Origin of the sequence: Aquimarina pacifica (assembly GCF_000520955.1) — a bacterium.
GTDB lineage: Bacteria > Bacteroidota > Bacteroidia > Flavobacteriales > Flavobacteriaceae > Aquimarina > Aquimarina pacifica.
Genome location: NZ_JACC01000052.1, coordinates 13,369 through 40,002, shown reverse-complemented (window position 1 = coordinate 40,002; position 26,634 = coordinate 13,369). Strand labels below are relative to the sequence as shown.

General features: G+C 33.0%; 17 protein-coding genes. 10 read left to right on the top strand and 7 right to left on the bottom strand.

Annotated elements, in window-relative coordinates; translation table 11 throughout:
• The first annotated feature begins 314 nt into the window (after positions 1–314).
• Complete coding sequence (locus DZ60_RS0120030; protein ID WP_025743805.1) at positions 315–1,565, top strand: hypothetical protein; 1,251 nt, start codon at positions 315–317, stop codon at positions 1,563–1,565.
• Between the two features lie 83 nt (positions 1,566–1,648).
• On the opposite strand, the gene DZ60_RS0120025 is transcribed toward DZ60_RS0120030, so the two are convergent.
• Both DZ60_RS0120025 and DZ60_RS0120020 read right to left on the bottom strand, forming a co-directional pair.
• A complete protein-coding gene (locus DZ60_RS0120025) occupies positions 1,649–3,946 on the bottom strand; it encodes an FdhF/YdeP family oxidoreductase (RefSeq protein WP_025743804.1) in 2,298 nt (765 codons plus the stop codon).
• 209 nt (positions 3,947–4,155) lie between these two features.
• Positions 4,156–6,129: a putative porin gene (locus DZ60_RS0120020; protein ID WP_025743803.1), complete on the bottom strand. Its 1,974-nt coding sequence runs from the start codon at positions 6,127–6,129 to the stop codon at positions 4,156–4,158.
• Between the two features lie 135 nt (positions 6,130–6,264).
• Here DZ60_RS0120020 and DZ60_RS0120015 point away from each other — a divergent pair, with 135 nt between their 5' ends.
• The 3 genes from DZ60_RS0120015 to DZ60_RS24520 all read left to right on the top strand — a co-directional run bounded on the left by DZ60_RS0120015 (position 6,265) and on the right by DZ60_RS24520 (position 13,670).
• A complete protein-coding gene (locus tag DZ60_RS0120015; RefSeq protein ID WP_025743802.1) occupies positions 6,265–6,867 on the top strand; it encodes a ribonuclease HII in 603 nt (200 codons plus the stop codon).
• Positions 6,868–7,031: 164 nt separating this feature from the next.
• Positions 7,032–9,500, top strand: a complete 2,469-nt coding sequence (locus DZ60_RS0120010) for a hypothetical protein (RefSeq protein ID WP_152537481.1) — start codon at positions 7,032–7,034, stop codon at positions 9,498–9,500.
• A gap of 246 nt (positions 9,501–9,746) precedes the next feature.
• On the top strand, positions 9,747–13,670 hold the full coding sequence (locus DZ60_RS24520) for a fibronectin type III domain-containing protein (RefSeq protein ID WP_025743800.1): 3,924 nt from the start codon (positions 9,747–9,749) through the stop codon (positions 13,668–13,670).
• A 196-nt stretch (positions 13,671–13,866) separates the two neighbouring features.
• On the opposite strand, the gene lipB is transcribed toward DZ60_RS24520, so the two are convergent.
• Positions 13,867–14,577 (bottom strand): lipoyl(octanoyl) transferase LipB, encoded by a 711-nt coding sequence (gene lipB, locus DZ60_RS0120000; protein WP_025743799.1) that lies wholly within the window; start codon positions 14,575–14,577, stop codon positions 13,867–13,869.
• Positions 14,578–14,752: 175 nt separating this feature from the next.
• Positions 14,753–14,911, bottom strand: coding sequence for a YqaE/Pmp3 family membrane protein (locus tag DZ60_RS24765; protein WP_081740542.1), 159 nt, complete (start codon positions 14,909–14,911; stop codon positions 14,753–14,755).
• A gap of 115 nt (positions 14,912–15,026) precedes the next feature.
• Between DZ60_RS24765 and DZ60_RS0119995 the strand changes: the two genes are divergently transcribed.
• From DZ60_RS0119995 to DZ60_RS24515, 5 genes are all read left to right on the top strand, one after another.
• Positions 15,027–16,088 carry a response regulator transcription factor gene (locus DZ60_RS0119995; RefSeq protein ID WP_025743798.1) on the top strand — a complete coding sequence of 354 codons (1,062 nt, stop codon included), beginning with the start codon at positions 15,027–15,029 and terminating at the stop codon, positions 16,086–16,088.
• A gap of 130 nt (positions 16,089–16,218) precedes the next feature.
• Positions 16,219–16,686 carry a DUF1573 domain-containing protein gene (locus tag DZ60_RS0119990; RefSeq protein WP_025743796.1) on the top strand — a complete coding sequence of 156 codons (468 nt, stop codon included), beginning with the start codon at positions 16,219–16,221 and terminating at the stop codon, positions 16,684–16,686.
• A 193-nt stretch (positions 16,687–16,879) separates the two neighbouring features.
• Entirely contained in the window at positions 16,880–18,571 is a 1,692-nt protein-coding gene (gene lysS / locus DZ60_RS0119985; protein WP_025743795.1) for a lysine--tRNA ligase, read from the top strand.
• A 242-nt stretch (positions 18,572–18,813) separates the two neighbouring features.
• Positions 18,814–20,589, top strand: coding sequence for a hypothetical protein (locus DZ60_RS0119980; RefSeq protein WP_025743794.1), 1,776 nt, complete (start codon positions 18,814–18,816; stop codon positions 20,587–20,589).
• 419 nt (positions 20,590–21,008) lie between these two features.
• Entirely contained in the window at positions 21,009–21,611 is a 603-nt protein-coding gene (locus DZ60_RS24515; RefSeq protein ID WP_025743793.1) for an SPOR domain-containing protein, read from the top strand.
• A 199-nt stretch (positions 21,612–21,810) separates the two neighbouring features.
• Here DZ60_RS24515 and DZ60_RS0119970 read toward each other — a convergent pair whose 3' ends face one another.
• Positions 21,811–22,155, bottom strand: coding sequence for a DUF6515 family protein (locus DZ60_RS0119970; protein ID WP_025743792.1), 345 nt, complete (start codon positions 22,153–22,155; stop codon positions 21,811–21,813).
• A gap of 863 nt (positions 22,156–23,018) precedes the next feature.
• The gene (gene yiaA, locus DZ60_RS0119965) at positions 23,019–23,495 is read right to left on the bottom strand and encodes an inner membrane protein YiaA (protein ID WP_025743791.1); all 477 of its coding nucleotides are present in this window, start codon (positions 23,493–23,495) and stop codon (positions 23,019–23,021) included.
• A gap of 178 nt (positions 23,496–23,673) precedes the next feature.
• Between yiaA and DZ60_RS0119960 the strand changes: the two genes are divergently transcribed.
• Complete coding sequence (locus DZ60_RS0119960; RefSeq protein WP_025743790.1) at positions 23,674–25,173, top strand: hypothetical protein; 1,500 nt, start codon at positions 23,674–23,676, stop codon at positions 25,171–25,173.
• A 17-nt stretch (positions 25,174–25,190) separates the two neighbouring features.
• Here DZ60_RS0119960 and DZ60_RS0119955 read toward each other — a convergent pair whose 3' ends face one another.
• Complete coding sequence (locus DZ60_RS0119955; protein WP_152537480.1) at positions 25,191–26,477, bottom strand: alginate lyase family protein; 1,287 nt, start codon at positions 26,475–26,477, stop codon at positions 25,191–25,193.
• Positions 26,478–26,634 lie beyond the last annotated feature (157 nt).

Below are 26,634 nucleotides of genomic sequence, written 5' to 3'. Positions count from 1 at the left end.
ACAAAAAAACGCACAAACAATGAAAAAAAATACATGAAACTATAAAATGGTGTTTATTTCCCCAACACCTATTATAATGACACCACATGTGTCATGTCTTTTTTTCTCTATATATTAATAAGAAACACTCTAATTTCTACTAAGAAATCCTTCATCACAGTACCAATTGGTAACACACCAACATTCTAGCGCTTGATTTTAAAATAAAAAACAATCTGTCTCAATAATATTGCAATCGATAACTCACAAAATAAAGAGACTTGGCATAGTTGTTGGTAATTCAAACATTCACATCAAACAAATCAATTTTTAAAATGAAAACAAACTACAAAACACCAGCCATCCTACTTTTACTTATTGGGCTACTGCATCTAAGCTGTACAAGTAATGATGATGATATCAATGAAGATACAAATACCATTAATTTTGAAACAGCACAACTATTTAGTTTTGTTTTATCAGAGGTAGACGCATTCGAAATAGAAGAAACATCTATAAAACAGCCGACAATGATAAACGGAACTCCTCAGAATAAAGGAGAAATTACTTTAAAATTGGCATACACAACTACTACAGCCTTTAGTCTTCTGGAGGTTCCTTTTGATTCTTCTGAATTTACTATCTCTCCAGCTGTTGGTGAGAAAAGTATTATTCCGGGACAAACGATTACATATACAATTACTTCTAAAGATTCATCAGTGTCTTTACAATATGATGTTTTGGTTACTATAGAGGATCTGGACCCGGTAAACGAACCTCTAACGATTAGTAATTTTAGTTTCCTTAAAGCTAATAACCCTTCTCTTGATAATGATATTAGTGCTAATGAAATTAGAAGTTTGTCTTTTTTGAGCAAACATCAAGGTACAATAGTTATGATCGTACCTCGAGGAACTGATTTTTCAGATTTAAAACCAACCATTGAATATTCTGGAAGCTCAATTACCTATCATACTGACATAAATGGAGCACAAGATGATTATACACCTTTTTCTCAAGAAACATCTTTGGACTTCAAATACCCTAACCTTGTTCAATTAAAAGTATATAACAGTGATCAATCAAGATATGTCGAGTACCATGTTATAGTGGATGTAAAAGACCCTATTTCTTTTGATGAAACTGATATCATCCTTAATGATGGCGATATTGTATCAAGAATTAACATTTTTAATAACGTAACCACCTTCACTCATCACGGAAACTATCCTATTACTTCATCGCTTTCTGCAACGAAAGTGACTGTAATAAGTTCTCCTGAGGAAGAACCTAAAGATTATTATACTACTATTCGTCTTCAAGATGTTTCTGATGATGGAGATGATGCTATTTATTCTGGCGAACAAGGGAAATTATTTGTTCAAACGGGTTTTCCCGGGAATTTTATAGGTGACTTTGACGGAATAGGAAAATACACTATTGAGGCAACGTTCGAATTTTCGGCACTAGGACAATCTATTCCTTTTGTTGGTGCGCATAGATCTGTAGCAAATGAGCATGAGTTTAAAATATACGATCCTCTAAAAGCAGAAATACAAGCGAATGTTTTTGTGCTCACTGAATAAGTTACTAATTTATTTTATTAAAAATGCCTTTGAGAACTTCCTCATGGGCATTTTTTATACTCTTAACATTATCAAAATAAACACTATCTTTTCTCAATTCGCACTACGACAGACTTGCTAATTGGTGTATGGCTCTCTTTTGCATAATGATTATATGGTATTAGAACATTCGTCTCAGGGAAATAAGACGCCAAATTACCCGAAGGTATATTATAAGGTATTACCAAAAAATTATGCGCTACCCGATCCCTGTCATTATAACAGCTTCGAATATCTACTATATCTAATGGCTCTAAAGCAAGCTTTGACATATCACCCTTATTCATCAATATGACACGACGCTCATTATAAACCCCTCTATATCGATCGTCTAATCCATAAATAGTTGTATTAAACTGATCATGGGATCGGATGGTCATCAATATAAATTCATCTTCTTTCAGATCATGTTCTGGCAGAGAACAGATACTAAACTGCGCTTTCTTGTTCGGAAGTTTACTAAAATCGAGGTCCCGAACATTATTAGGTAGATAAAAGCCCGTTCCCTTTGATCTCGCATTAAGATTTTCAAATCCTTTGATAACACGTTCAATTTTTTCTCTTATCAATTCATAATTCTCACCAAGTTCTTTCCAATTAACTGAATGATCACCCCTAAAATAGGCGTTTGCAATTCCCCCTATAATTTCGGGTTCGCTTCGTAGTTGATCTGAGGCAGGTTTTAACATTCCTTTGGACTGATGTACTTTACCCATACTATTTTCTACTGTAAAAAACCTGGGGCTCCCTTTTTTTGTATCTAACTCTGATCGCCCGAGTGTTGGCAGTATCAGTGCAGTTTTACCTGTTATCAGATGACTCCTGTTTAATTTTGTACTAACAGCTACCGTAAGCTCACAATTCTGAAGCGCTTCTGCGGTATATTCGGTATCTGAAGCTGCGGACAGAAAATTACCCCCTAATGCCACAAAAACTTTTGCTTTTTTTTCATGCATTGCTTGTATTGCATGCACTGTATCTAACCCTTCTTTATCGGGAGGTATAAAACCAAATGTATTTTGGATCGATGCATTTAATTCTGCAGAAACATGATGCATAATCCCCACCGTTCTATCCCCCTGTACATTACTATGACCACGTACAGGGCACGTCCCTGCTCCTGGTTTCCCTAGACTGCCTTTGAGCAATAGTAGGTTCACTGATTCTTTTATGTTATCGACACCATTTTTGTGTTGCGTTAACCCCATAGCCCAACAGATAATAATCTTATCTTTTTTAGCCAATAATTCTACCACCGAATTTATTTTATCCCCCTCTATTCCGCTTAATGCCAACAAATCGGTTTCTGAATATGCATCAATATCTTCGAGTAACTTATCATATCCTTGCGTATAGGTTTTTATAAACTCATGGTCAAAAACATCACCTTGTCTCTCATCTAATCTTTTGAGTTTTTTGATAATTAATTTTAAAAGAGGTACATCTTGATTGATTTTTACCTGAAGATGGATATCCGTTAATGCTGTCCCCGACGAAATAACTCCTTTAATTTCCTGAGGATTTTTGAATCTAATTAGGCCTGCCTCTTCTAAGGGGTTGATGGATATCACTTTTCCTCCGTTTTCTTTACATTTTTGTAATGCTGTTAGCATTCGAGGATGATTCGTGCCTGGATTTTGACCAATAACCAATACCACTTCGGATTTATCAAAATCTTCTAGTTTTACAGAACCTTTTCCTATGCCCAATGTTTGGCTCAATGCTACACCACTTGATTCATGACACATGTTAGAACAATCAGGCATATTATTTGTCCCAAATGCTCTTACAAAAAGGCCATATAGGAAAGCTGCTTCATTACTAGATCTACCTGATGTATAGAATATCCCTTCGTCTGGCGAATTTACCGCTCTTAATTCTTTTGCTATTACTTCATAGGCGCCCTCCCAAGAAATTGGTTCGTAATATATTTGACCTGGTCTAAGAATCATTGGTTCTGTAAGTCTTCCACTTTTACCAATCTGATAATCTGACCACATCGATAATTCTTCTACTGAATACTTGGCAAAAAAATCTTTATCTACTCTTTTATTAGTTGCTTCTTCGGCAATAGCTTTTACTCCGTTCTCGCAATATTCTCCAAGTTTTGAAGGCGAATCAGGATCTGGCCATGCGCAACCAGGACAATCAAACCCTTCTTTTTGGTTCATTTTAGGTAACACATGTAATGATTTGACTACCCCCATTTCTTTGAACGCATGTTGCAACGCAATTTTGACTGCTGGAATTCCTGCAGCATAGGTTGCTGGCTCTTTTATCTGAATCCCTGTAAATTCTGTAGAACCTATTGGTGAGACATTTCTTTTTTTTGTGGTGCTCATTTATTAGTATTTAAAAACAAGAGAGGAAGCGCCAGTGCATAGAACTATTACTACTTCGATATCAAAGATACATTTTAAATAGAATTTTGTATATTCAATTTAAGTGAATGACAGGTAAATATTTTATGCATTAGAATAAAAGGTATTTATCCTATAATCGCACCAAAACATATAAGCACTATTTATTATATTGAAATTGAACTATATTTTTAAAGAAAGAAATTCCAAACCAAACCAAAACGTAAAACTGCATCACGAGTTGCATACCCCGGTGCTGAGAATTCTCTATTTTGGCTAAAAGCTTCTCCAAAATTTTCAACTTTAAAATAAATACGTGTCTGTTTTACTTTAGCATTAAAAAACAAGTCAATCTGCGGATACCCGCCAATCTCTTCAATGTTTTGAACATAGAATTCTGACAATATGGGATCATACCCGTCGGCAGTGTAACTTGTAAAATATCTAAGTGTTACTCCTGTTTGTAAAAACATTGCTTTTTTAAACCATTCGTCTTGATAATAAAGACTATTTCTGGTTACAAATTCTGGAACATTATATACAAAATCTCCTCCGTCGACCTTCTGATACATAAATGTATTATCGAGTCCGAATTTCCAGAACTTCACCCCATTTGTCAGTTTTACTTTAAGAACATCAATATTTCCTGTTGCTTGTGTAGGAATTGTTATCGAGTCTGCATCTTTGGTAAAGTACGTGTAGTTATTAATAATACTATAACTAGCTTCGATTTTGGCAATTTGATTTGCCTCTACATTGACTTGTAATTTTTGAGTTTCGGTATTTTCGAAATCGTTTTGCCAGTTATAATTAACATAATCACTTTGGTATAAAAGAAAATTATAATTAGGGGCTACCGAATTAGAACTAATTATTGTCTCTGCCTTGTATTTTTCATTAAGCTGATATCCTGCTCCTGCATTCAGATAGTTTCCCGTAAAATCTCCTGAAACAATAGTCATTCCATCCGCAAAAACCTGAAACCCTTTAAACGAATTTTGATATTCGCCACCAACAGAATATATATCTCCTTTTATTCTATTTGTAATAGTTATATCGTTTCCTAAATCATCTGTTTGAATTAACAACGAACTATATCCATAATTATAGTTAGAATTTCCTCCTTTAATTCTAAAATGTCCCAACCACTTATTTGTAAAATCTAAAAACAGGTGATTACTAAAATCCTCTAATGCAACTCGGTCAGCGATCGCATCAGATTCGTAGGCTTCACCAAACAACTCACTATATTCGACAGCTGACTGATTAAACAAGAACTTTTTATCAGTTATGTCTAATATATGACCAAAGGATAATCCTGTAGAAGTACTATCTGTTTTTTTTATAAACGCATATTCATGATTCAAATAATAACGTTTTCCAAACAATGTACTCTCTGCGTCCTCAAAATTAACCGTTATTGCACCTCTATCAGAAAACTCATCATCTTCTCCTGTAACTCCTAAATATTCATTCAAACCCGTCTGAGATAATCCGCCGTTTTCTTCATTCAATAAATCCTGTGACACAAAATGTGTTCGCACTCTATATCTTTCATTTTTGGTAAAATAACTAGCGGTAGCCCTAAAATTACCCGTACTTGTAAGTGCATGTTGATATTTACCCAGTGAGCGGACTCCTTTATATGCAATTGACAAATTAAGTTGTGGTGAAGTATTAATCGTTATAAAAGAATCTAATTGCTGTCCTTGCTCAAAAGTAGTATTAAAATATAATTCGGTTAATGGAGAAGGAACATTATAATACCTAATATCATCGGCTTCCATGAAATTAAAATGGCGTGCTCTTGCTCCAAAAAGTGGTAAAAGATGATCCCGCTCTACTCTTTTGGCAAGACTTGTATAGGTTTGAGCTACATTATGAATAGGCATTAACTCAAAGTGATCTCTCCTTAGGTAATTAAACTTATAATCTTTTTGAATACTCAAAGTCGTATCTACATAGGTAGTGTCATTTTTTATATCAATGATCTTGTAATCTGTTATAGGAGGTTTTTCCTTCTCATCATCTTTGGATCTTCTTAATGACTTGAATTCTTTAGCCCCTTCCTTGTTTTCATCAAAATCAGTATCACGGTTTCTATCCTGTGACCATGCCACAGGCACTGATAAAAGAATGACTAAAAGTAGTATGTTTTTTCTCATTAGAATTTTGAACTTTGGCAAAAATATGCTTTTTTAATGAAAGTAAATATTACTCATTGCTTGTTTAAATGAAGTTTTAATTTTAAATTAAAAAAATAGTTTTTCGATATTCTATTCTTACTGTATCTTCGCTTTATGCTCGAACTAAAACTACATCCTCATCTTTTAGAATGTGGCACAGATGAAGCTGGCCGAGGTTGTCTTGCTGGTCCTGTTACTGCAGCTGCTATTATTCTCCCTGATGATTTTACTAATTCGACATTAAATGACTCGAAACAGCTTAGTGAACCCAAAAGAAAACTTTTAAAACCACTATTAGAAGACTCTTCTTTGACCTATGGTGTTACACATATTTTTATGGAAGAAATAGATCAAATTAATATTTTGAATGCTTCTATTCTTGCCATGCAAAGAGCGATCGAGCAATTGTCTCCCCAACCAGAGCATATTATTGTGGATGGAAATAAATTCAAACCATATCATAATATACCCCATACGTGCGTTATTAAAGGTGATAGTAAATACCTTAGTATTGCTGGTGCTTCTGTTCTGGCAAAAACATATCGTGATGAATTTATGGAAAAAATACACTTAGAGTTCCCTATGTACAATTGGAAAAAAAACAAGGGCTACCCTACCAAAGAACATAGAGAGGCTATTCGCAAATACGGCATAACCAAATACCACAGAAAAAGCTTCCGTTTGTTACCAGAACAACTAACGCTAAACCTTAAGTAACCTAGAAATAAATCACATGGCTTTATCTTTGAGAACGAAACTCTTTTTTAAAGATATTTAAGTTAAATTTCAATCTTATAATTATACTTTATATTTTGCACACTGAGAAACTGATCGCTTTTATGTTAACAAACGAGTTTAGAAATACAAAAAATAATAAGATAGTGAGAAGTTTAGTAGCAATTATATTCTTGCTTATTGCTATCTCTTGTGAAAAAATATCAGAAACATCAAATTCTTTGCTGGATCATATCCCGAGAGATACACAAATTATTATTAAAATAAATAATTTTGAAGAAGCCTCGAGTGCCCTAAGAGATAATAATTTCATAAAAAACAATGAAGGATTAGCCTTTTTCTCTCACCTTAAGAAACTAGCTATCCTTGATGAAACAAAAGCTAACGAAAGTTTATTATGTTTCTCTCCTTTTGGAAAAAATGATTTTGAATATACGTATATCTCAAAATTTGATCCGACCATAATAGCTCAAGATTCTCTCGGCACCAAAAAGATTGAAACACTTACTTATGCTGATCAAACAATTTATAAAATAACCTCTAAGGAGCAAGACTTTTTTGCCACATATCAGGATAGCATCCTTATAGCATCTTCTTCTCAATTATTAGTTGAAAACGCAATAAGAATGAAAGAGGGATTAATTCCCGTAGATGCAGATTTGCAAAAAGTTTTTGATGTTTCGGGAACAGATAACGCTATTTCTATATTGATTAATGGCAAAAAACTGCAAAATATTCATGATTCATTACTACCGAACGCTACAACAGAGAGTCTTCATAATTTTAGTGGCTGGATAACTACCGATGCCAAAATAGAACAAAATGCCATCTTCTTAAATGGAGTTGCTATAGAAAAAGATTCTTTATCCAGTACTATTAGTATTTTTGACAACACCATAGCTCAGGAAAACCGAGTTTCTGAGGTAACCCCTATTAGTGCTAAGGGCTTTATTTCTTTTACATACGATGATTTTAACACATTAAAGAGAAACCTCTCTAAAGCTCAGGATAGAGATCTCGAAGATGTCCCAACAGAGTTAGATGATTTGTTATTAAATGCTTCTGAAATAGGAATCATATCCATGGAAAAAGAAGATGCGCTAGTGCTAACTTCCTTAGATACTCAAACTTTAACCGAAAATTTACAAGGACGTAAAGTTGAAACATATAGAAGTACACCTATTTATTCTTATGAAAATGCTACTTCTTTTTCTGAGGTTCTAAATCCACTAATTAAAAACTTCGAGGCCAAATATTATAGTATATACGATGAATTCATATTTTTTGGGACCTCACTTTCTACAATGAGAGATATTATTTCTAATATCCTTAATAAAACCTTACTTTTTGATCAAGAATATTATGCCAATACAGTAAAAGATCTATCCGAAGAATCTTCAATATTAATAGTAGGAACCGTAAATAATATACAGGATTATATTGCCGAAGGTGTTAAAGAAGAGTTCGGTACCCAATGGAGCACTTTAAAACACAAGGGGTACGAACTAGGAATACTGCAAATCATAAAAGAGAATGATTTTGCGCATATACATGGTATTTTACAAAAAAACAGTGTAAAAGGTGCCGCAACATCAGTCATACAAACAGCATCTACTACCTTAGAGCATAAACTCCTCACAAAACCTATTCTGGTAAAAAATCACAGAACCAAAGGTTTGGATGTTGCTGTTCAGGATGTACAGAACAATTTATACTTGATTTCTGACAAAGGCACAATTTTTTGGAAAAAACAAATAGATGGAGAAATTCTGGGAGATATTCAACAAATTGATATTTACAAAAATGGAAGGTATCAACTATTATTTAACACTGCAAACACACTATACTTAGTTGATCGCGACGGTAAAGACGTCGCACCATATCCTAAGAAATTTGAAACGACCATAACTCAACCTTTGTCTTTATTCGATTACGATAAAAATAAAAAATATCGAATCATTATCACTCAAGGTAATAAAATTACGATGTTTAATAGTGAAGCAGAAATAGTTACCGGTTTTAGGTTCAAAGGAACCGAAACTGACTTATTACTAAAACCAAAACATATAAGAATTGCATCAAAAGATCATATTCTTCTTTCAGAAAAAAGTGGAAAACTTACAATTTTAGACCGTTTAGGAAAAATTAGAATCCCCGTAAAGGAAAATATTAATTTCTCTGAAAATGAATGGTATCAGTATCAGGACAAATTTACTTCTACTACAAAAGACGGATACCTTGTTCAAATACAAAAGGACGGCAATGTTACTAAGAAAAAGTTAGCATTAGAAAAAGATAATAAAATAGTTAGCACCAACAAAACACTAGTTACTTTCTCAGAAAATAGGCTTACCATAAAAGGAAAAACACTAGAATTAAATTATGGAGTATATACGGCACCTAGATTGTTTTATATAAATGACAAAATCTATGTAACCATTACAGACATTCAATCTAAGCAAGTTTATCTATACGATAGTAATGGTATTCTTTTCCCTAACTTTCCTGTATACGGAAATTCTGCCTTAAGCTTGGGGAATATGGATAATGATTCTAATCTTGAGTTTGCTGTTCAGGGAGAAGAGAACAATGTCCTTATTTATCAAATTAATTAGATTGACCTAAGGATTCTACACAATACTATTTACACAACAAACACTTGGTTTTAACAGTAAAACAAGTGTTTGTTAGGTAAAAAACCATCACATCCTAAATTATTTAACATTTATACAGAAATTCTTCGAATACTAATTGATTCAATACAGATTCTATTTTAGGATTCTAACAAAAGCTTTTATGATTTAAGTTTACAACTGTATTCTTTTAAAGAATTCACATCACTACTAAAAGCTAACCTTAAAATGACAAAAAGTACCGGTATTTTTAAAACCATATTTTGTTTTGTATTTCTTTTTTTAAGCAATAACGTACAATCGCAAATATGGACTCCAGTCGCTCAGAATAAAATGAACGATAAAACAAAAGAATACAGAAACACCACGCCATCTAATTATCTGCTATTTAGTCTTAACTCAGTTGAGCTAGAGAATATACTTAAAAATACCCCTTCGCGAAAACAGCAAAAAACATCAACAACAATAATAGAATTACCTCTATCGAATGGAGTTTTAAAAAAATTCGAAATACTAGAAGCATCTACACTAGAGGAAGGTCTTTCAGAAAGATTTCCAAATATTAAATCTTATATAGGCCACGGAGTTGATGACCCTTCATCAATCGCTCGAATTAGTATTTCTAAAGTTGGGTTGCATGCAATGATATCTTCAGGGAATCATGAAACTATGTATATTGATCCGTATACAAAAGATAAAAAAGAATATATAATCTACTCTAAATCTGATTTACCCAGAGACGCTAATAACTTCGAATGTCTTGTCGAAAACACTCCAGAACTAAATATTTCTCAGAAAATTTCAAATAGTTATAAAAATGCAAATGATGGTCAACTACGCACTTTTAGACTTGCTATAGCTTGCTCAGGAGAATATTCTCAATATCATTTATCTAATCAAGGCATAAGTGCAAGTGCTTCTGACCAAGTTAAAAAAGAAGCTGTACTCTCAGCTATGAATACAACAATGACTCGAGTTAATGGTATTTTTGAGAGAGATTTGGCTGTCACCATGGTTATCGTAAATAATAATACCGATATTATTTTCTTAGACTCAAACACTGATAATCTTAGTAACTCTGATGCCTATAGTCTAATTAATGAAAGTCAGACTGTTTGTGATGCATATATCGGTTCTAATAATTATGATATCGGACATACCTTTAGCACAGGAGGTGGAGGACTAGCTCAGTTAAGGTCTCCCTGTACAAGTTCTAAAGCAAGAGGAATTACAGGAAGTAGCAATCCTATAGGTGACTCTTATGATGTTGATTATGTCGCACATGAGATGGGACATCAATTTGGTGCAAATCATACACAAAATAATAATTGTAATCGATCAAGTGCATCTGCAGAACCAGGAAGTGCCTCTACAATCATGGGATATGCCGGGATATGCAATCCTAATGTTCAGAATAATAGTGATGATTATTTTCATGCTATTAGCATTCAGGAAATGTGGGCCAATATATCCAGCGGTAGTGGTACCTGTGCCGCTCAAAGTAGCACAGGAAATAGTGCACCTACCGCAAATGCAGGATCAAACTATACAATTCCTGCATCTACTCCCTTTATTTTAAAAGGTAATGCTACAGACTCAAACTCTAACGATACACTTACGTATTGCTGGGAACAGATGGATACCGAAACGGCAACCATGCCTCCTTCGTCGTCGTCTGCAAGTGGACCGGCGTTTCGATCTTTACCCCCGACTACTTCTCCTGATAGATATATGCCAGATTTATCGACAGTAATTAATGGTCTGACTTCTTCTACATGGGAGGTTGTTCCTTCTGTTAGTAGAACCATGGATTTTAGACTCACTGTAAGAGATAATTCTTCGGGGGGTGGAAGCACAGCTAGTGATGATATAACAATTTCTGTGGCTGGATCAGCAGGACCGTTTGTTGTAAATTCTCCCAATTCTAATGTTAGTTGGCAAGTAGGTTCTACTCAAACAGTAACTTGGGATGTAGCTGGGACAACAGGTAATGGAATTAATGCTGATACGGTAGATATTTTACTATCTACAGATGGAGGAAACACATATTCAACAACAATAATGACCGCTACATCAAATGATGGGGCTCAAAATATTATTGTTCCTAATGCTGTAGGAACTCAAAATAGAATCATGGTTCGAGGATCCGACCATATTTTCTACGATATTTCTAATGACGATTTCGAAATTACTCAAGGTACTGCTGATCTTCAAGCGCCATCAGTACCACAGGGAGTAACTACATCTAATATTACACAAACTTCTGTAGATATTGACTGGAATGCCTCTACAGATAATATAGGGGTTACAGGATATGACATTTATCAAGGGAACACAATAATCGCAACGGTTACCTCAACCTCATATCAAGTAACTGGATTATTACCCGATACAAATTATAGTTTTAGTATTGTAGCTTTTGATGCTTCTAATAACGAATCTGATAATAGCAATGCTATAGGTGTCACTACTCTTTCTGAACCAGATACACAAGCACCATCAACACCAACAGAAGTAACTTCTTCTGCTATTACACAAACTTCTGTGTTCCTTGACTGGAATGCATCAACAGACAATATAGGAGTTACTGGGTATAATATTTACCTAGCTAATATATTAATCGCAACGGTTAGCTCAACATCATATCAAGTAATGGGGTTATTATCTAGTACTAATTATAGCTTCAGTATCACAGCTTTTGATGCCAATGATAATGAATCAGACAACAGTAATGCTGTTACTATTACCACACTATCTGAGCCAGACACCGAAGAACCAACAATGCCAACAGAATTACTCACTTCTAATAGTACGCAGACCTCTATCACTATTACTTGGAATGCTTCTACTGATAATGTCGGAGTTACGGGATATGATATTTATTTAGAAAATAATATTATTGCAACAGTTACCTCTACCTCGTACCAAGTAACAGGATTATTACCCGATACGAATTATAGCTTTAATATTACAGCTTTTGATGCTGCTGGCAATCAATCTGACGAAGCCACTTTGGATACGGCTACTCTTCCCCCAAATAATACATGCCAAGGAGGTATCACTTCATTTCCGTACACAGAAGGTTTTGAAAATACACTTGAGAACTGGATACAAGATTCAGAAAACGATATTGATTGGCAAATATATTCTGGAGCCACACCATCAAGAAACACTGGACCTTATGGTAGTGATGAAGGTGACTATTATATCTATGTAGAAGCTTCAGGTAACAATAGGGGATACCCTAATAAAAATGCTATTATAAGCTCTCCTTGCATTGATTTAACTACTCTTTCTTCTGCTTACTTTGTTTTTTCTTACCACATGAGAGGAAACACCATGGGGAGTTTAGATCTTGAGATAAGTACTAACGAAGGTAATTCGTGGACAAGCATTTTTAATAAATCCGGAAATCAAGGAGACGAATGGGTAGAGGCTAGTTTGGATTTATCACCATACACAGGAAACAGTATACAATTAAGATTCAATGCTATTACCGGAGTAAGGTCTAGAAGTGACATAGCAATTGACAATATACGATTAATTGAAAGTGTAATTGAAGAATGTTCTGACGTAAACTTAACCATTAATTTAGATAATTACCCAGAAGAAACAAGCTGGACAATCACTAATAATGAACAAATAGTAGCTTCTGGGGGAACCTACCCTAATCAACCTGATGGTTCTACAGTCGTTATTACAGAATGTCTGGATCCTGGTATATATACATTTACACTTTATGATAGTTATGGGGACGGTATCTGCTGTGGCTATGGAAACGGTTCTTATACTCTTTCCTCAAATGGTACAACTCTAATTTCTGGTGGCGTCTTTGGCAGCTCTGAATCGACAACTTTTACGATTGGTGATGGTATAAAAGAGTTGGCCGTTAATAACATCGTAACGACAGAGGCATCAAAAATCTCTATATTCCCAAATCCCGTAAAAAATAATGAAGTACTAAACGTAATCGTTTCTTCTGAAAATACGGAATATAATGTATTTGACATGCTAGGAAGAATAGTTCTAAAAGGAACACTTACAACTCAAAAATCAATCAACACTAAGAATTTACCTTCTGGTATGTACGCATTAAAATTAACAGTAGAAAAAAATTATAAAAGCCGAGTAATTCGGTTTATAAAAGAATAATCTTTTGTACCCTTGTATAGATTCAGTAAAAAGACAAGTTATGCATTTTATAATGCATTGCTTGGCTTTTTCGTTTACGGCTCCAAGATGTTTTCAAGATTTTTTTAGGATTATATACTTTTAGAAAGCTATTTTATTAAGCAATAGTATACAGATAGTATTTTATGATCAAAATCTCATAGCTATAAAGAAAAGACTAGGATCTAACTTTTATAATTTCTGCTTCAAAAAGGGTAATAAAGTGTTTTATTAATTTTTCTTTTACTTCTTCAACATTAACCTTATCAACTCCTAGTTCTACATTCATTGAAGTGACTGTTTTATCCTTAATGCCGCAAGGTACAATATGATCAAAATATCCCAAATTAGCATTTACATTAAACGCAAAGCCATGCATCGTTACCCATCGACTAGCGCGAACTCCCATAGCACAAATCTTTCGAGCAAATGGAGTTCCGACACCTAACCAAACTCCTGTTTCTCCTTCACTTCTGGTCCCCTCAATACCATACTCAGCAAGTGTAAGAATTACTATTTCTTCTAAAAATCGAAGATATTTGTGAATATCTGTAAAAAAATTATCCAGATCTAAAATCGGATATCCAACAATTTGTCCAGGACCATGATATGTAATATCACCCCCTCGATTAATTTTATAAAAAGTAGCCTTCTTTTCTTTTAGTTCTTTTTCTGATAACAAAAGGTTGCCAATATCACCACTCTTGCCCAGAGTATATACATGGGGATGCTCAACAAAAAGAAAATAATTTGGTGTGGGTACCCCAGCATCTTCCCTTCTATTTTTAATTTTTAGATCAAGAATTGCTTTGAACAATACATCTTGATACTCCCAGGTTTCATTAAAATCCTTGAGCCCTAACTCCCTTAGTTCAACTTTTTTATTCATGCCTTCTCTTAACTCTTAGAACCTAATCTTATCAAAATTTAACTTTGATAAGCAATTTCCATAATTATTAATAAAAGAATTCAACATCCTTTTTTAGATTTCACAAATTTAATGCTTTAATACCAAAAGCAATCCATAAGCATGTGCCCCTATTTAAAAAAGGCCTGTCGAGGCATTACTTATTAGGGTTATTAATAATTACTAAGGCGGCGATAACTCCGGGAACCCAACCACAAAGTGTTAACAACAACACTATAATTACAGAACCACAACCTTTGTCTAATACCGCCAGAGGCGGAAAAAAAATCGATACTAAAACTCTCCAAATACTCATTAATATTTTGTAATATGATTATACACCTAATAAGTAGCCAATATTTTTATTCTGTTACACTATTTCGGTAAAACTAATTTCTATATTTTTAATCTTTAAATAAAAACATATTAAATTGAGATTTTTAATTGCATTTATCATACTGATAATCAATATCAAACCAGCAATAGGGCAATATAAGTTTTCTGGTCTGGTAGATGAAAAAAATAAGCATAATCTTATTTATCTTTCTCTGATAGAAGATTATAGAAAAATTTCAGGAATATATGCCGAACAAATCATAGAGAAAACGACGATTGATTCTACAGGGGCTTTTTACTTTTCTGGGGATAACCTACCTGTGTCTAATCACATTTATAGAATACATATCGAAAATTGCTCTGAAAACAAACAAACACCTATACATTTTGATGGATTCTGTCCTGAAAGTAAACAAATCTTATTTATTGCCAATAATACAGATACCATAGAATTACCTATTACTTTTGATCAGGAGATGTTTTGTACGATTGTTTCTAATAACGAAAAAAGCAATGCTTTTCTTAAAGTAGATTCTATAATAGATGAGATGCGATTTGCTTTTGCCTCTTACCGAAGTGAAGCCAATCGTAAGATTAATAACAAAAAATGGTTTAAGACACTACAGCAATTTGCAAAGAAACAACAGGAACCCCTCGTCGAACTCTATACCCATTCTTTTCTATCTGAAAAACGTAATAACTTATATGCATACTATCTAGAGGATTTAGAAAATAATTCTCATTATGATAACTTGTTGAATCGTCTTCAACAAAAATATCCCAACAGCCCTTATACAAATCAATATCAAAGAGAGCTCAGCTCCGACAGGTTTTTAATTAATCCAAAAGAGGTCTCTACAAAAGAGTATTGGTTATGGATCTTATTGACACTTCTTTCGGTATCGGTTTTAATTAACATAGTTCAATTTCTTGACTACTTAAAAAGGAAAAAAATAAACAAGCGCACAGAAAAAAAACTGACACAACAAGAACAAAAAGTATTACAATTTATACTCGAAGATAAAACCAATAAGGAGATCGCTTCTGCTATGTTTGTAAGCATAAGTACTATAAAAACACATATTAACAACTTATATAAGAAGTTAAATGTACGATCGAGAGAAGATGTTAAGTCCCTTTATACCAACAAACAATAAAAAATCCACCTGGGGACTAGTCCCTATTTCATCCTAATTATTATTGATTTTACTCAGGTTTCTGTTGAATTTTGATATCAGAATTTCAGCATAAAAATGAAATCTTTTATTAATTAAAAAAATCAATAAAATGAAAAAAGTAATTTTAGCAGCAATCACGATCTCGATGTTATTATCCTGCAACAACTCAACCAAATCACAAACTAAAACTATGGCGTCTACAGAAGTCGCTGAAATGAAATCGGTTTTATTTCCTAAAATGACATTTACTGAACTAAATCATGATTTTGGAATCATTAAAGAAGGAGATATCGTCGAACATCAATTCTCTTTTACTAATACAGGAGAGGTTCCTCTTGTAATTTCTAATGCCAAAGGAAGCTGCGGATGTACAGTGCCTAAATGGCCCAAAGAACCAATCCAACCAGGTGCTACAGAAACACTTCTTGTCTCATTTAATTCTAATGGAAAACCCAATTTGCAAACCAAAAAAATTACCATTACAGCAAATACTGAATCAGGTAAAGAAACATTAAGTATAAAAGCAATGGTAACTCCAAAAAAGAAAATTTCTTCATTAAACAACAGTGCACAATGATATTGTAATCTATCATAGCACATAATAGTATTTATGCCAATATCATTGCTTTCTATTTGCAATGATATTGCTTTTGTTGCAGACAGAAGATCAACCAGAATCTTATTATGATACGATACACAAATTTTTCACTTCAACTTTTCATTAAATTATTGAAATAGGCTACTTTTGTGCCTTCAAAAAAGGTCGCATTATGCAATTATCAGAACAAGAACTTGTACGTAGAGAAAAACTAAACACCTTACGCAGTATCGGGATTAATCCATATCCGGCTGCATTATTCCCTGTAGATCACTCAACAGAGAAGATCAAGCAAGAGTTTGAAGAAGGAAAAAAGGTAGTTATTGCTGGCCGATTAATGTCACGTCGTATACAAGGATCCGCTTCTTTTGCTGAATTACAAGATGCAGATGGCCGTATTCAGGTATATTTTAACAGAGATGAAATTTGTACTGGTGACGATAAAAGTAAATACAATAATGTCTACAAAAAACTTCTTGACATAGGAGATTTCATAGGAATTGAAGGAGAATTGTTTACCACAAAAGTTGGTGAAAAAACCGTTATGGTAAAAGACTTCACTTTATTAAGTAAATCGTTGAAACCACTGCCTTTACCAAAAACAGATGCCGAAGGAAATATACATGATGAATTTAACGACCCAGAATTGAGATATCGCCAGCGATATGCTGATTTGGTGGTGAATCCTCAGGTTAAGGATGTCTTTGTAAAACGCACAAAGCTTTTTAATGCTATGCGTACTTTTTTTAATGAACGTGACTATTTTGAAGTAGAAACTCCTATACTACAGCCTATACCTGGTGGCGCTTCTGCACGACCATTTATTACACATCATAATGCATTAGATATTCCTTTATACATGAGAATTGCTAATGAACTATATCTCAAAAGGTTAATTGTAGGTGGGTTTGATGGTGTGTATGAGTTTTCGAAAAACTTTAGAAATGAAGGAATGGATAGAACTCATAACCCAGAGTTTACTGCTATGGAGATTTATGTAGCTTATAAAGATTATAATTGGATGATGGATTTCTGTGAACAGCTACTAGAATATTGTGCTATTGCTGTAAACGGAACAAGTACAGCAACTTTTGGTGAACATGAGATTAATTTTAAAGCTCCATATGCGCGAGTAACAATGGCAGAATCTATTCTCCATTTTACAGGTTTTGATATCACAGGAAAATCTGAAGATGAACTTAGAGAAGCAGCAAAAGGAATGGGAATTGCTGTTGATACTACAATGGGCAAAGGAAAACTTATTGATGAAATGTTTGGGGAGAAATGTGAAGGAAATTATATACAACCTACATTTATTACGGATTACCCAAAAGAAATGAGCCCTTTATGCAAAGAACATCGCGATAACCCAGAACTAACAGAACGTTTTGAATTAATGGTCTGTGGTAAGGAAATTGCCAATGCATATTCTGAACTTAATGACCCTATCGATCAGTTAGAACGTTTTGAAGAACAATTAAAACTGAGTGAAAAAGGAGATGATGAGGCAATGTTTATTGATCAGGATTTTGTTCGTGCATTAGAATATGGGATGCCTCCTACTTCAGGAATGGGTATTGGCATGGATCGTTTGATCATGTATTTAACAAACAATCAATCTATACAAGAAGTATTATTCTTCCCACAGATGCGCCCAGAAAAGAAACAAGTAGAACTTAATGATAATGAAAAAGCCATCTTCACCATTCTAAAAAAAGAAAAAAACATGAATTTGGCAGATCTCAAAAGCATTGCAGGATTGAGCAATAAAGCTTGGGATAAAGGTATCAAAGGATTATCAAAATTAGGACTTACCAAAGTAACAAAAACTGAAGATAGTCTTATTATAGAAGTGGTCGATTAGTCTTACAAAAACGATTAAAAAAACATGTAAATAAAAATTTACATGTTTTTTTTGGCCTACATTTCACCTGTAAACTTTACATAAAGAGGTGAAGTGTATTCAAAACGGCCCCATAAGCAAACTGAATCCCTGAGCTTATACCCTTCTCAATTGTTGTATCCATTCACTAATTTTCATACATGAATACGTACTAGAAAAAAATTTGTACATTCATTTTTTTAAAAATCCATATAATTTTCACCATGATTAAAACACTTACCAGTTTACTTATAGTTTTCTTATTGCTAAATACAAACAAAACACTTGCGCAGTCATTTAGTTCAAAAATGTTAGAAATTAAAGAGATTTCTTATCCTAAAAATCCACTGCCAGAAAATTTTAAAAATTACACGATCAAAGCTGCTGATAAAAAAAATATTGGCCCTTTTTTAAGTAATTCTGAGATTGCGACAAACCTTAGTTTTCAGAGCTTTAGTTATACCGAAAGTGATCCTCAATTTGTCATTAAATATCTCGCTTCTGAACCATTTATAACAAAAACGCTTACTCCAAAATTAGCAGAAAATGGAAAAGACAAAGGATATCGCTTGACTGTAAAAACTACCATGTCGGTGAGCATTACGGTCACGGACCCTACCCAGACAAAATTACTATATACTAAACAATATTCTCTAAGAAATCAACCGACCAATCCATCATCAGGTCAACAGTCCACGGTTGTACAACTAGAACCTGAAGAATTACATTATGAAACCTCTAAATTTGTAAACGAGGAACAAATCGGCGAATTTTTTGAATTCTCAAATGAAGATAGAACGAGTTTTAGACTAACAACATCTTTTCGTAAACAAATCTTAGGTATTCAATTATCACGTCTTATGCTTAAGGCAGGAAAAGACTTGCAAAAACAGTTTGACTTGAGAGTCAATAATAATTTTCAGAGATATTATGTATTAAATAAAATAGAAGAAGAAAGTAAATCAGACGAATTATATCTGGCATTACAAGGAATATTTTCTAGAATTGAATCTGTAGAAGATTATAACAATGAAGTAGCCAATATACAAGAACACTTAACTTTTAATGAGAGTATTATAAATAAATATGATATAAACGATAAGAAGCAGGTAAAAGTAGTGTGGGCATCTACATTTGACCAAGCTATCTTATTAAACATGAGTAAGGAATTTGATAAAGCTAAGGAATATGCTAATAAAGCTGTGGATTTCGGAATAAGAAAACAAGTCTCTAAACTACTACTAACCAACGTATTAAATTCTCAAAGTGGTTACAACCGCATTTTTGAAAATAACGGGACAAGAAAAAACATAGAAGCTCCGTACAAAGGAATTATTTCTGGTCCTGCTGCTGCATCTTCATCTGCTGGTGATACACCTGATAAGGTGCAAGAAATAAAAATCGACAAACTACAAGGGTATGTGCTTAATGAAAAAGGCGAAAAAGAATTTGAAGGTACTCTATATATCGAATTTGTTGGTAATAGAATGAAGAAAGTTCTTAATCTTGATACACAACAGACTACCGAAGAACCAGCTACAGATTATGCCAAAGAGCTTTTGGTCGCGTATGAGAAAAAAGGAAAGACCAAAGCAGAAAAGATCAAAGCCAAAGAATTGTGCTCCTTTTTTGTAAATGACACTAAAGAGACTTATGAAGGTTTCGGGACTGAAAAAGATGCCATCGAAAAATTAATGGGTATGGCTACTCTTGGAGCAGGAAATCATAAATATTATTTGGTAAAACACGATGCTGGAAAAGTAAAAATATACGAAGATAGAACCATTGCGTTTGATGGTTTTGTATTAAAACTTACTAAAGAAGAAAAAGGAATAAAAATAGCCAAGACTATGGAGTCTGCTAAATTTCTTTCTAAGATGAAGGATTTTTACGGAAAATGCAAGGAGCTAAAAGAACGAATAGCAAAAGGTGAATTTCCTAACTCAATGGATGGTCATATTAAAATGGCTGACATCTATTCAGAATGTGTGAAAAAATAAGAATTTGAATATTGAAAACATATAAAAAACGCAACCCTAATTAGGGTTGCGTCCCTATTTTTAAAACAAATTTTACATATATGAAACCGTCTTTCTGACGGTTTCAATGTATTTTTAATAATAATAGTTCTCACAGATTTTATAATGTTTGACATAAAACCGTTATAATTATCTCTATAACCATTGATTAGTCATAAATCTGAATACTGGATTTTAGAAATTCATATTCTATTCATACCTCTAAGATTTTTATTCAAAGGTATTTTTGCTTTGACATCATAACCTTATCCATGGATTAAATAAATCTTAATATACCTACTCCTTTATTGTAAACTATTAGTAAATACGCTTGTATCCCCCTTAAAAATTGTATATTTTTATAAGATTCAACTATATTTGATTAAAAAAAACTAAGCAACATGCCTTTTATAACAGACGAAGAAGTACAGGATTATAAAGATCAAGTAGAAAGAGCAGAAGAAGCAAAGCGCTCTGCAGAATATACAAGTACCAAAGCAATCAAAGATGAAAAAGAAAATTCTAGGAAATTTAAAATTGCCACTATCATCCTTGGTATTATTGCATTACTGGGCGTTCTGGGCACTGTATATTTTATGAAATTTAATACTCCACAAAATAGTATTACTCAAAAAAAGCATCTAGCAGAAGTTTCTAAACGAGATTCTAAAATTGAAGAATTAGAACTAAAAATTCAAGATCTATCGATGAATCAAGAGTTAGACAACACTACTACAGAATCTGCTGGATCTCTAAATGATGAGCTCGTGTATGCCGTACAAATAGGGGCTTTTCAGAGCAAAGACTTATCTATGTACTCAGAAAAATTTGTAAACTTTAAGGAAATAAAAAGCGGATCTTTTAATAAGTACGCCTTAGGAAATTTTGCAACTTTAGATGAAGCTAAGCTTTTCAGAAAAGAAGTTGTTCGACTAGGATTCAGAAATGCATTTATTGCTTCTTATCAAAATGGCAAACGTATAAAAATAGAGGAGGCTTGGTAACGTAGTACTTTTATACTAACTAGTAGCAAGCATTATTCATTATAAAATCTACTGGTGACACCAGCTTTTTTAACCGTTTATCTTTTATTTCTTCATACGTTTATATAGTCATAATAGAATAAAAAAATCTCAGGATCTTTTAAAAAATCGATCCTGAGATTCAATAATTAATCCACTAGTCACCTAGTATTAACAAAAACTATACATTAACCACAATGTATTTTCTTCCATTTTTTTTGTAGTATACTCCACCACTTTTATAATATTTTATTCCTCGAACTCGTACTATCTTATATGTTCTGGGCAATGCTGATACCCTTACACCTATAGGTGCAGCAACTCTTCTATATCTTCTATTCTTTTTTACGTACCAGATACCGTTATTTCTATAATACTGCACATTATTATGAACTACTATTTTGGGAAAACGGAGTTGAGTTATTTCATACCCATCTTTGGGGTGGTTTTTGGTTACCATCGCATTTGAAGGGATTGTAAAACAAAATATCAAAACTGGTAAGACTACTTTTAATACATTTTTCATATCTATTTCCTTTTTTATATTCTTATTAATAAGACTGGTCGATTTACAAAAGGTTTAATTCTACTAAAAAAAATAAGGATACAATATACCCCCCAGTACTTGTACCCTTATATTCTGCTGTATTAGCTGTATTAATGTAATTATTTAGTGTAACTCTATTTTCATACTTTGTTAGTTATCTTTTTCTGGTTCAAATACTATGTTTTCTATCTTTATCTATGGATTGCATGACTACATGCGCTAGGAAGTGTTGCCAAAAATCGCATAAATGTTTTAAATCTAATTTTAAATGGTTTCATATGCTGTCCTTAATTTTACTTTTTATTATAAAAATGAATTCAATAACCTCCATGTATTTATATGTCAAATGTATTCAAAAAGGCCGCTTCTTACTATTTCAATATATTTCTTAATACTAAAAAAGTTTCCTATTTAACTTGAAGCTTTTACAAAAAAATAAGGATACAAGCACCCCCCAGTACTCATACCCTTATATTCTGCTGTATTAATGTAATTGTTAATGTAATTCTGTTTTCACGAGCAATTCGTCTATTATTAATATTCGTTTTTTATCTATGAATGGCATTACTAGAAGCACTTGGCAGTGTTGCTAAAAAACTCATTATTACCTGTAATCTGATTTTAAAAAGTCTCATATCTTTTAGATTTTAGTTATTTATTATTTATATAGGGTTTTATTATGGTTCAAAGATATAGTGATTTACTCCTCAAAACTATTTCATCATATTTCATACCCTTAATAAGTAGCTATAAAGGCAGTCACAATAATGCAACTGCCTCTCTAATCATCAAAACAAGAAGCCTTTTTAATCAGCTTCTTCTTTTGATTATACACTTTTTGACTACATACTCATTTCGTCTATATACTTTTTGTCTCTTGTATTTTTTTGCACCGCAATCGCAGCAAATAAACTAAGTGTAAAAGACATTCCGTAAAACCCTTTCTCACTTAACTCTAAATCTGCATTCCATAACCCTACAATGAGTAATACAATAGAAGTAATAGTAGTAAACCAACTAATGCTATAATAAATATCCGTAACAGGGATTCCTTCTAATCTATCTCTCACACTTTTTTGTACCGATACGGCAGAAAACAGGCCAAAGAGAAGAATCGTAAAATAATAGCCTTTCTCATTAAGCAGCATAGAGGCATTCCATAACCCTATGCAATATGAGGTCATCCCAATACATAATGCTGACCAAGACGCTGATATAAAAGCTGGTGTTGGTTTTTGATCATAAACTTTGCTTGCCCTCTTTTCTTTTTTTTCTATAACTGTATCCTCGGATACATCATTGCTAAACTTGTAATTCATATTATTGGATTTTGATGATTAAATAAAAATTCAATTGCTCTTTCGAACGGTACAAATTTGCTCCTATTCTTTTTGAGTACAAATTCTAGTTTTTAATAAAACTTATGATATTTTTTAACCATATAATTATATTTACTCTATATTTATATGATTTTATATCAAAAATACTTACGATATAATGAATACGATTTCTTCAATAATACATACCTTATCTAATGAAGAGAAACGAAGTTTTGTTGTTTTCTTGAAGAAGAAGAATAAAAGAAATGACACCAAAAACATTCAATTATTCAAACTTTTGGACACCTATACTCCTATCAAAAATCCTGATATTTTGATTTATGGAAAAAAATCTAAAGGTGCCTACCACGCCTTATGCAAAAGATTGCATGATACTCTTATAGATTTCATTGCTTCCAAAAGTTTTGAAGGTGAAACATCCGAAGAATTCGACATCCTAAAACTACTTATTGCAAGTAGAATATTCTTCGAACAAAAACAGTACAAAATTGCTTTTAAAACAATTCGTAAAGCAGAAAAAAAAGCAATAGATTATTCTCTTTTCAGTATTCTTCATGAAATTTATTACACACAAATTCAATATGCACATCTCAACACATCAATCTCATTAAAGGTGTTACTTAAGACATTCGAAAAAAACAAAAAAGCCCTACAACAGGAAGAAAATCTCAATCTTTTTTATGCCACCATACAAAATGAACTTTTGCAACAAGAAACAGAAATTCTTCCCATCATAGAAAATTCCTTATCAAAATATAATATCCTAAAAGCAGAGGACCTTTCCTTTAGATCCCTATTTAGAATCTTAGAAATCTCTACCAAAACAGCCCAATTAATGAGAAATTACAATGCTATCCTTCCTTTTATAGAGGGTACTTATAGAAAAATTGACGCTCATGATAAAACCATATCAAAACATTTGTTTTATCATATTCAGATCCTATATTTTGTAGCTAACTCTTATTTTAGAAATAGAGATTTTAATACTTCTCAACAGTATCTTTCGTTAATGTTGGTGCAAATGAAAGCGCAAAAAAACAGGTATTTCAAACGCTTTTTTGCGCAGTATACGCTCCTCTTAGCCTTTAACCTTAACTATACGGGACAAGCAAAATCTGCCATTAACCTGTTAGAAACTTTTGATTACAAAAAATATAGCGAGCATACTTCATACCTTCTTGATCTAAAACTAAGTTTACTTGTTTACTATTTTCAACAGCAGTACTTTAAAGCTGCACTAAACATAATCAATGATTTATACCACAGTGACCAATGGTACACACAAAAAGCAGGAATCGTTTGGGTAATCAAAAAAAACCTTATTGAAATTTTATTACATATTGAGCTTGATCATCTGGATTTAGTCGACTCAAGAGTAACTAGTTTTAGAAAAAAACACACTCCTTATTTAAAGAAAAATAACGAAACCAGAACCTTAGAGTTCCTAAAATTAGTCGTTACCTATTACAATAATCCAAAAATAGTTCATTCTACAGAATTTACAGATAGCATTAAAAAGTCCTTAAAGAATTCTCATGCAACAAATGAATCAGTAAAGCCAGAGGAAGATATTTTTGAGATGAGCTTTTATGCTTGGATAAAATCCAAAGTTGAAGGCACTCCCTTATATAACACTACGCTAGAATTAATGAGATAAAGAACTCTCAATCTTCATTAAAAAGTACTTCTCTTAAGCAACGAAAATTCTTTAAAAAGTGTACGTTCATTCTTTGTTGGTTTCTCATTACCTTGAATTTCTGTTAGCACTGATTTTACAATCTTCTTATACTCTTTATCCCTGATTTTTGAAGAAACTCGTTCTAATATTGGTACTAAATAAGATACATCAACTCCTTTGGTAGGATGTTCCCATTGTACTCCTTTGGTCACTGGCACCAAATAGTCTATTGCTAATTTTAGACTTTTACCCCCTTCTGAGGTATATTGCCAAATATCAATACCTGCTTTATCAGCAATAGCCATCGCTTGTGTTAATGCATCGAGATTAAAACAACTATAGAAAAAGGATCTTGTTCTTTTTAGCTCATGCAATTGTCTTCCTTTATCATCAAATTGATGATCAAAATTCTCTTTGATCAATTCGACCATTTTGGTAATAAGTGGTTTCTGATCTGTATACCATGCCAAAGCCGTAACCTGAAAAATATACCATGACCCATGATTATTTTCTTGTTTAGCACCCTTCTTACCCAAATCGCTTTGGGTTAGCCAAACTAAATATTCATTTAACCACAAATTCATAGCATCATTATCTTTTTTGGTCCAATGTTGTGACCCCGAAAACAAAGTAATAGCATCCAAAACATATGACGGAATCATTCTACCATCAAGAATTCCTGATCTACGTCCTTTATCTATACCTGGTACACTCTGCCCAAATTCTAGATTCGGATTCATACGTGTCTCTGTATCCAAAAACCAGGTTCTAATCATGCTGGCACCTTTCTTTGCATAGTATTCGCTTTCAGAAAAATAATATGCTCTACTCAAATCTCTTACTGCTTTGCACATTTTCCCTAATCTCTTTCGATCGACAGCATCCTCCTGCGTATCAGGATTAGTCTCTCCATCTTTGCGTATCCAAGGCTTTCCGTCCTCTGTGTTAGGGTTAGGCCACCAATACCTACTTATACTCAAATAATCATGCTTGTCATTTGTTGGCGGATTTATGGTTTTATTAATTACAGTAGGATTGTCTATTTCTAACAAACGATCAGCTGTAGATATCAAACTCCTATAAGCCTTCTGGGTTTCTTGAGATGCGCTACCATCTTTTAACTTCTTTTTTACTTTTGCAATCTCATCTTTGTCTAATTGAATAAGTTTTTGAGCATTGACATTATAGTGCGATCCAAAAAAAAGTAATATTAGACTTAGACGAACTACTCTTTTCGAAACACTCAATGCTCTAAACTGATTAAAACCCATACAAACCATCATATAATTATTTTGTTTTTCAATATTCTAACTTACTTAACTAATATAGTCTTTCTCTCACTAAATATCTTACAATTTTAGTCTTTTAAAATTTCTAGAAAAAAGTAGTAAAAACACCTCCCAGATACTGTAACAAAGTAGAATATCTTTTGTCTTACTT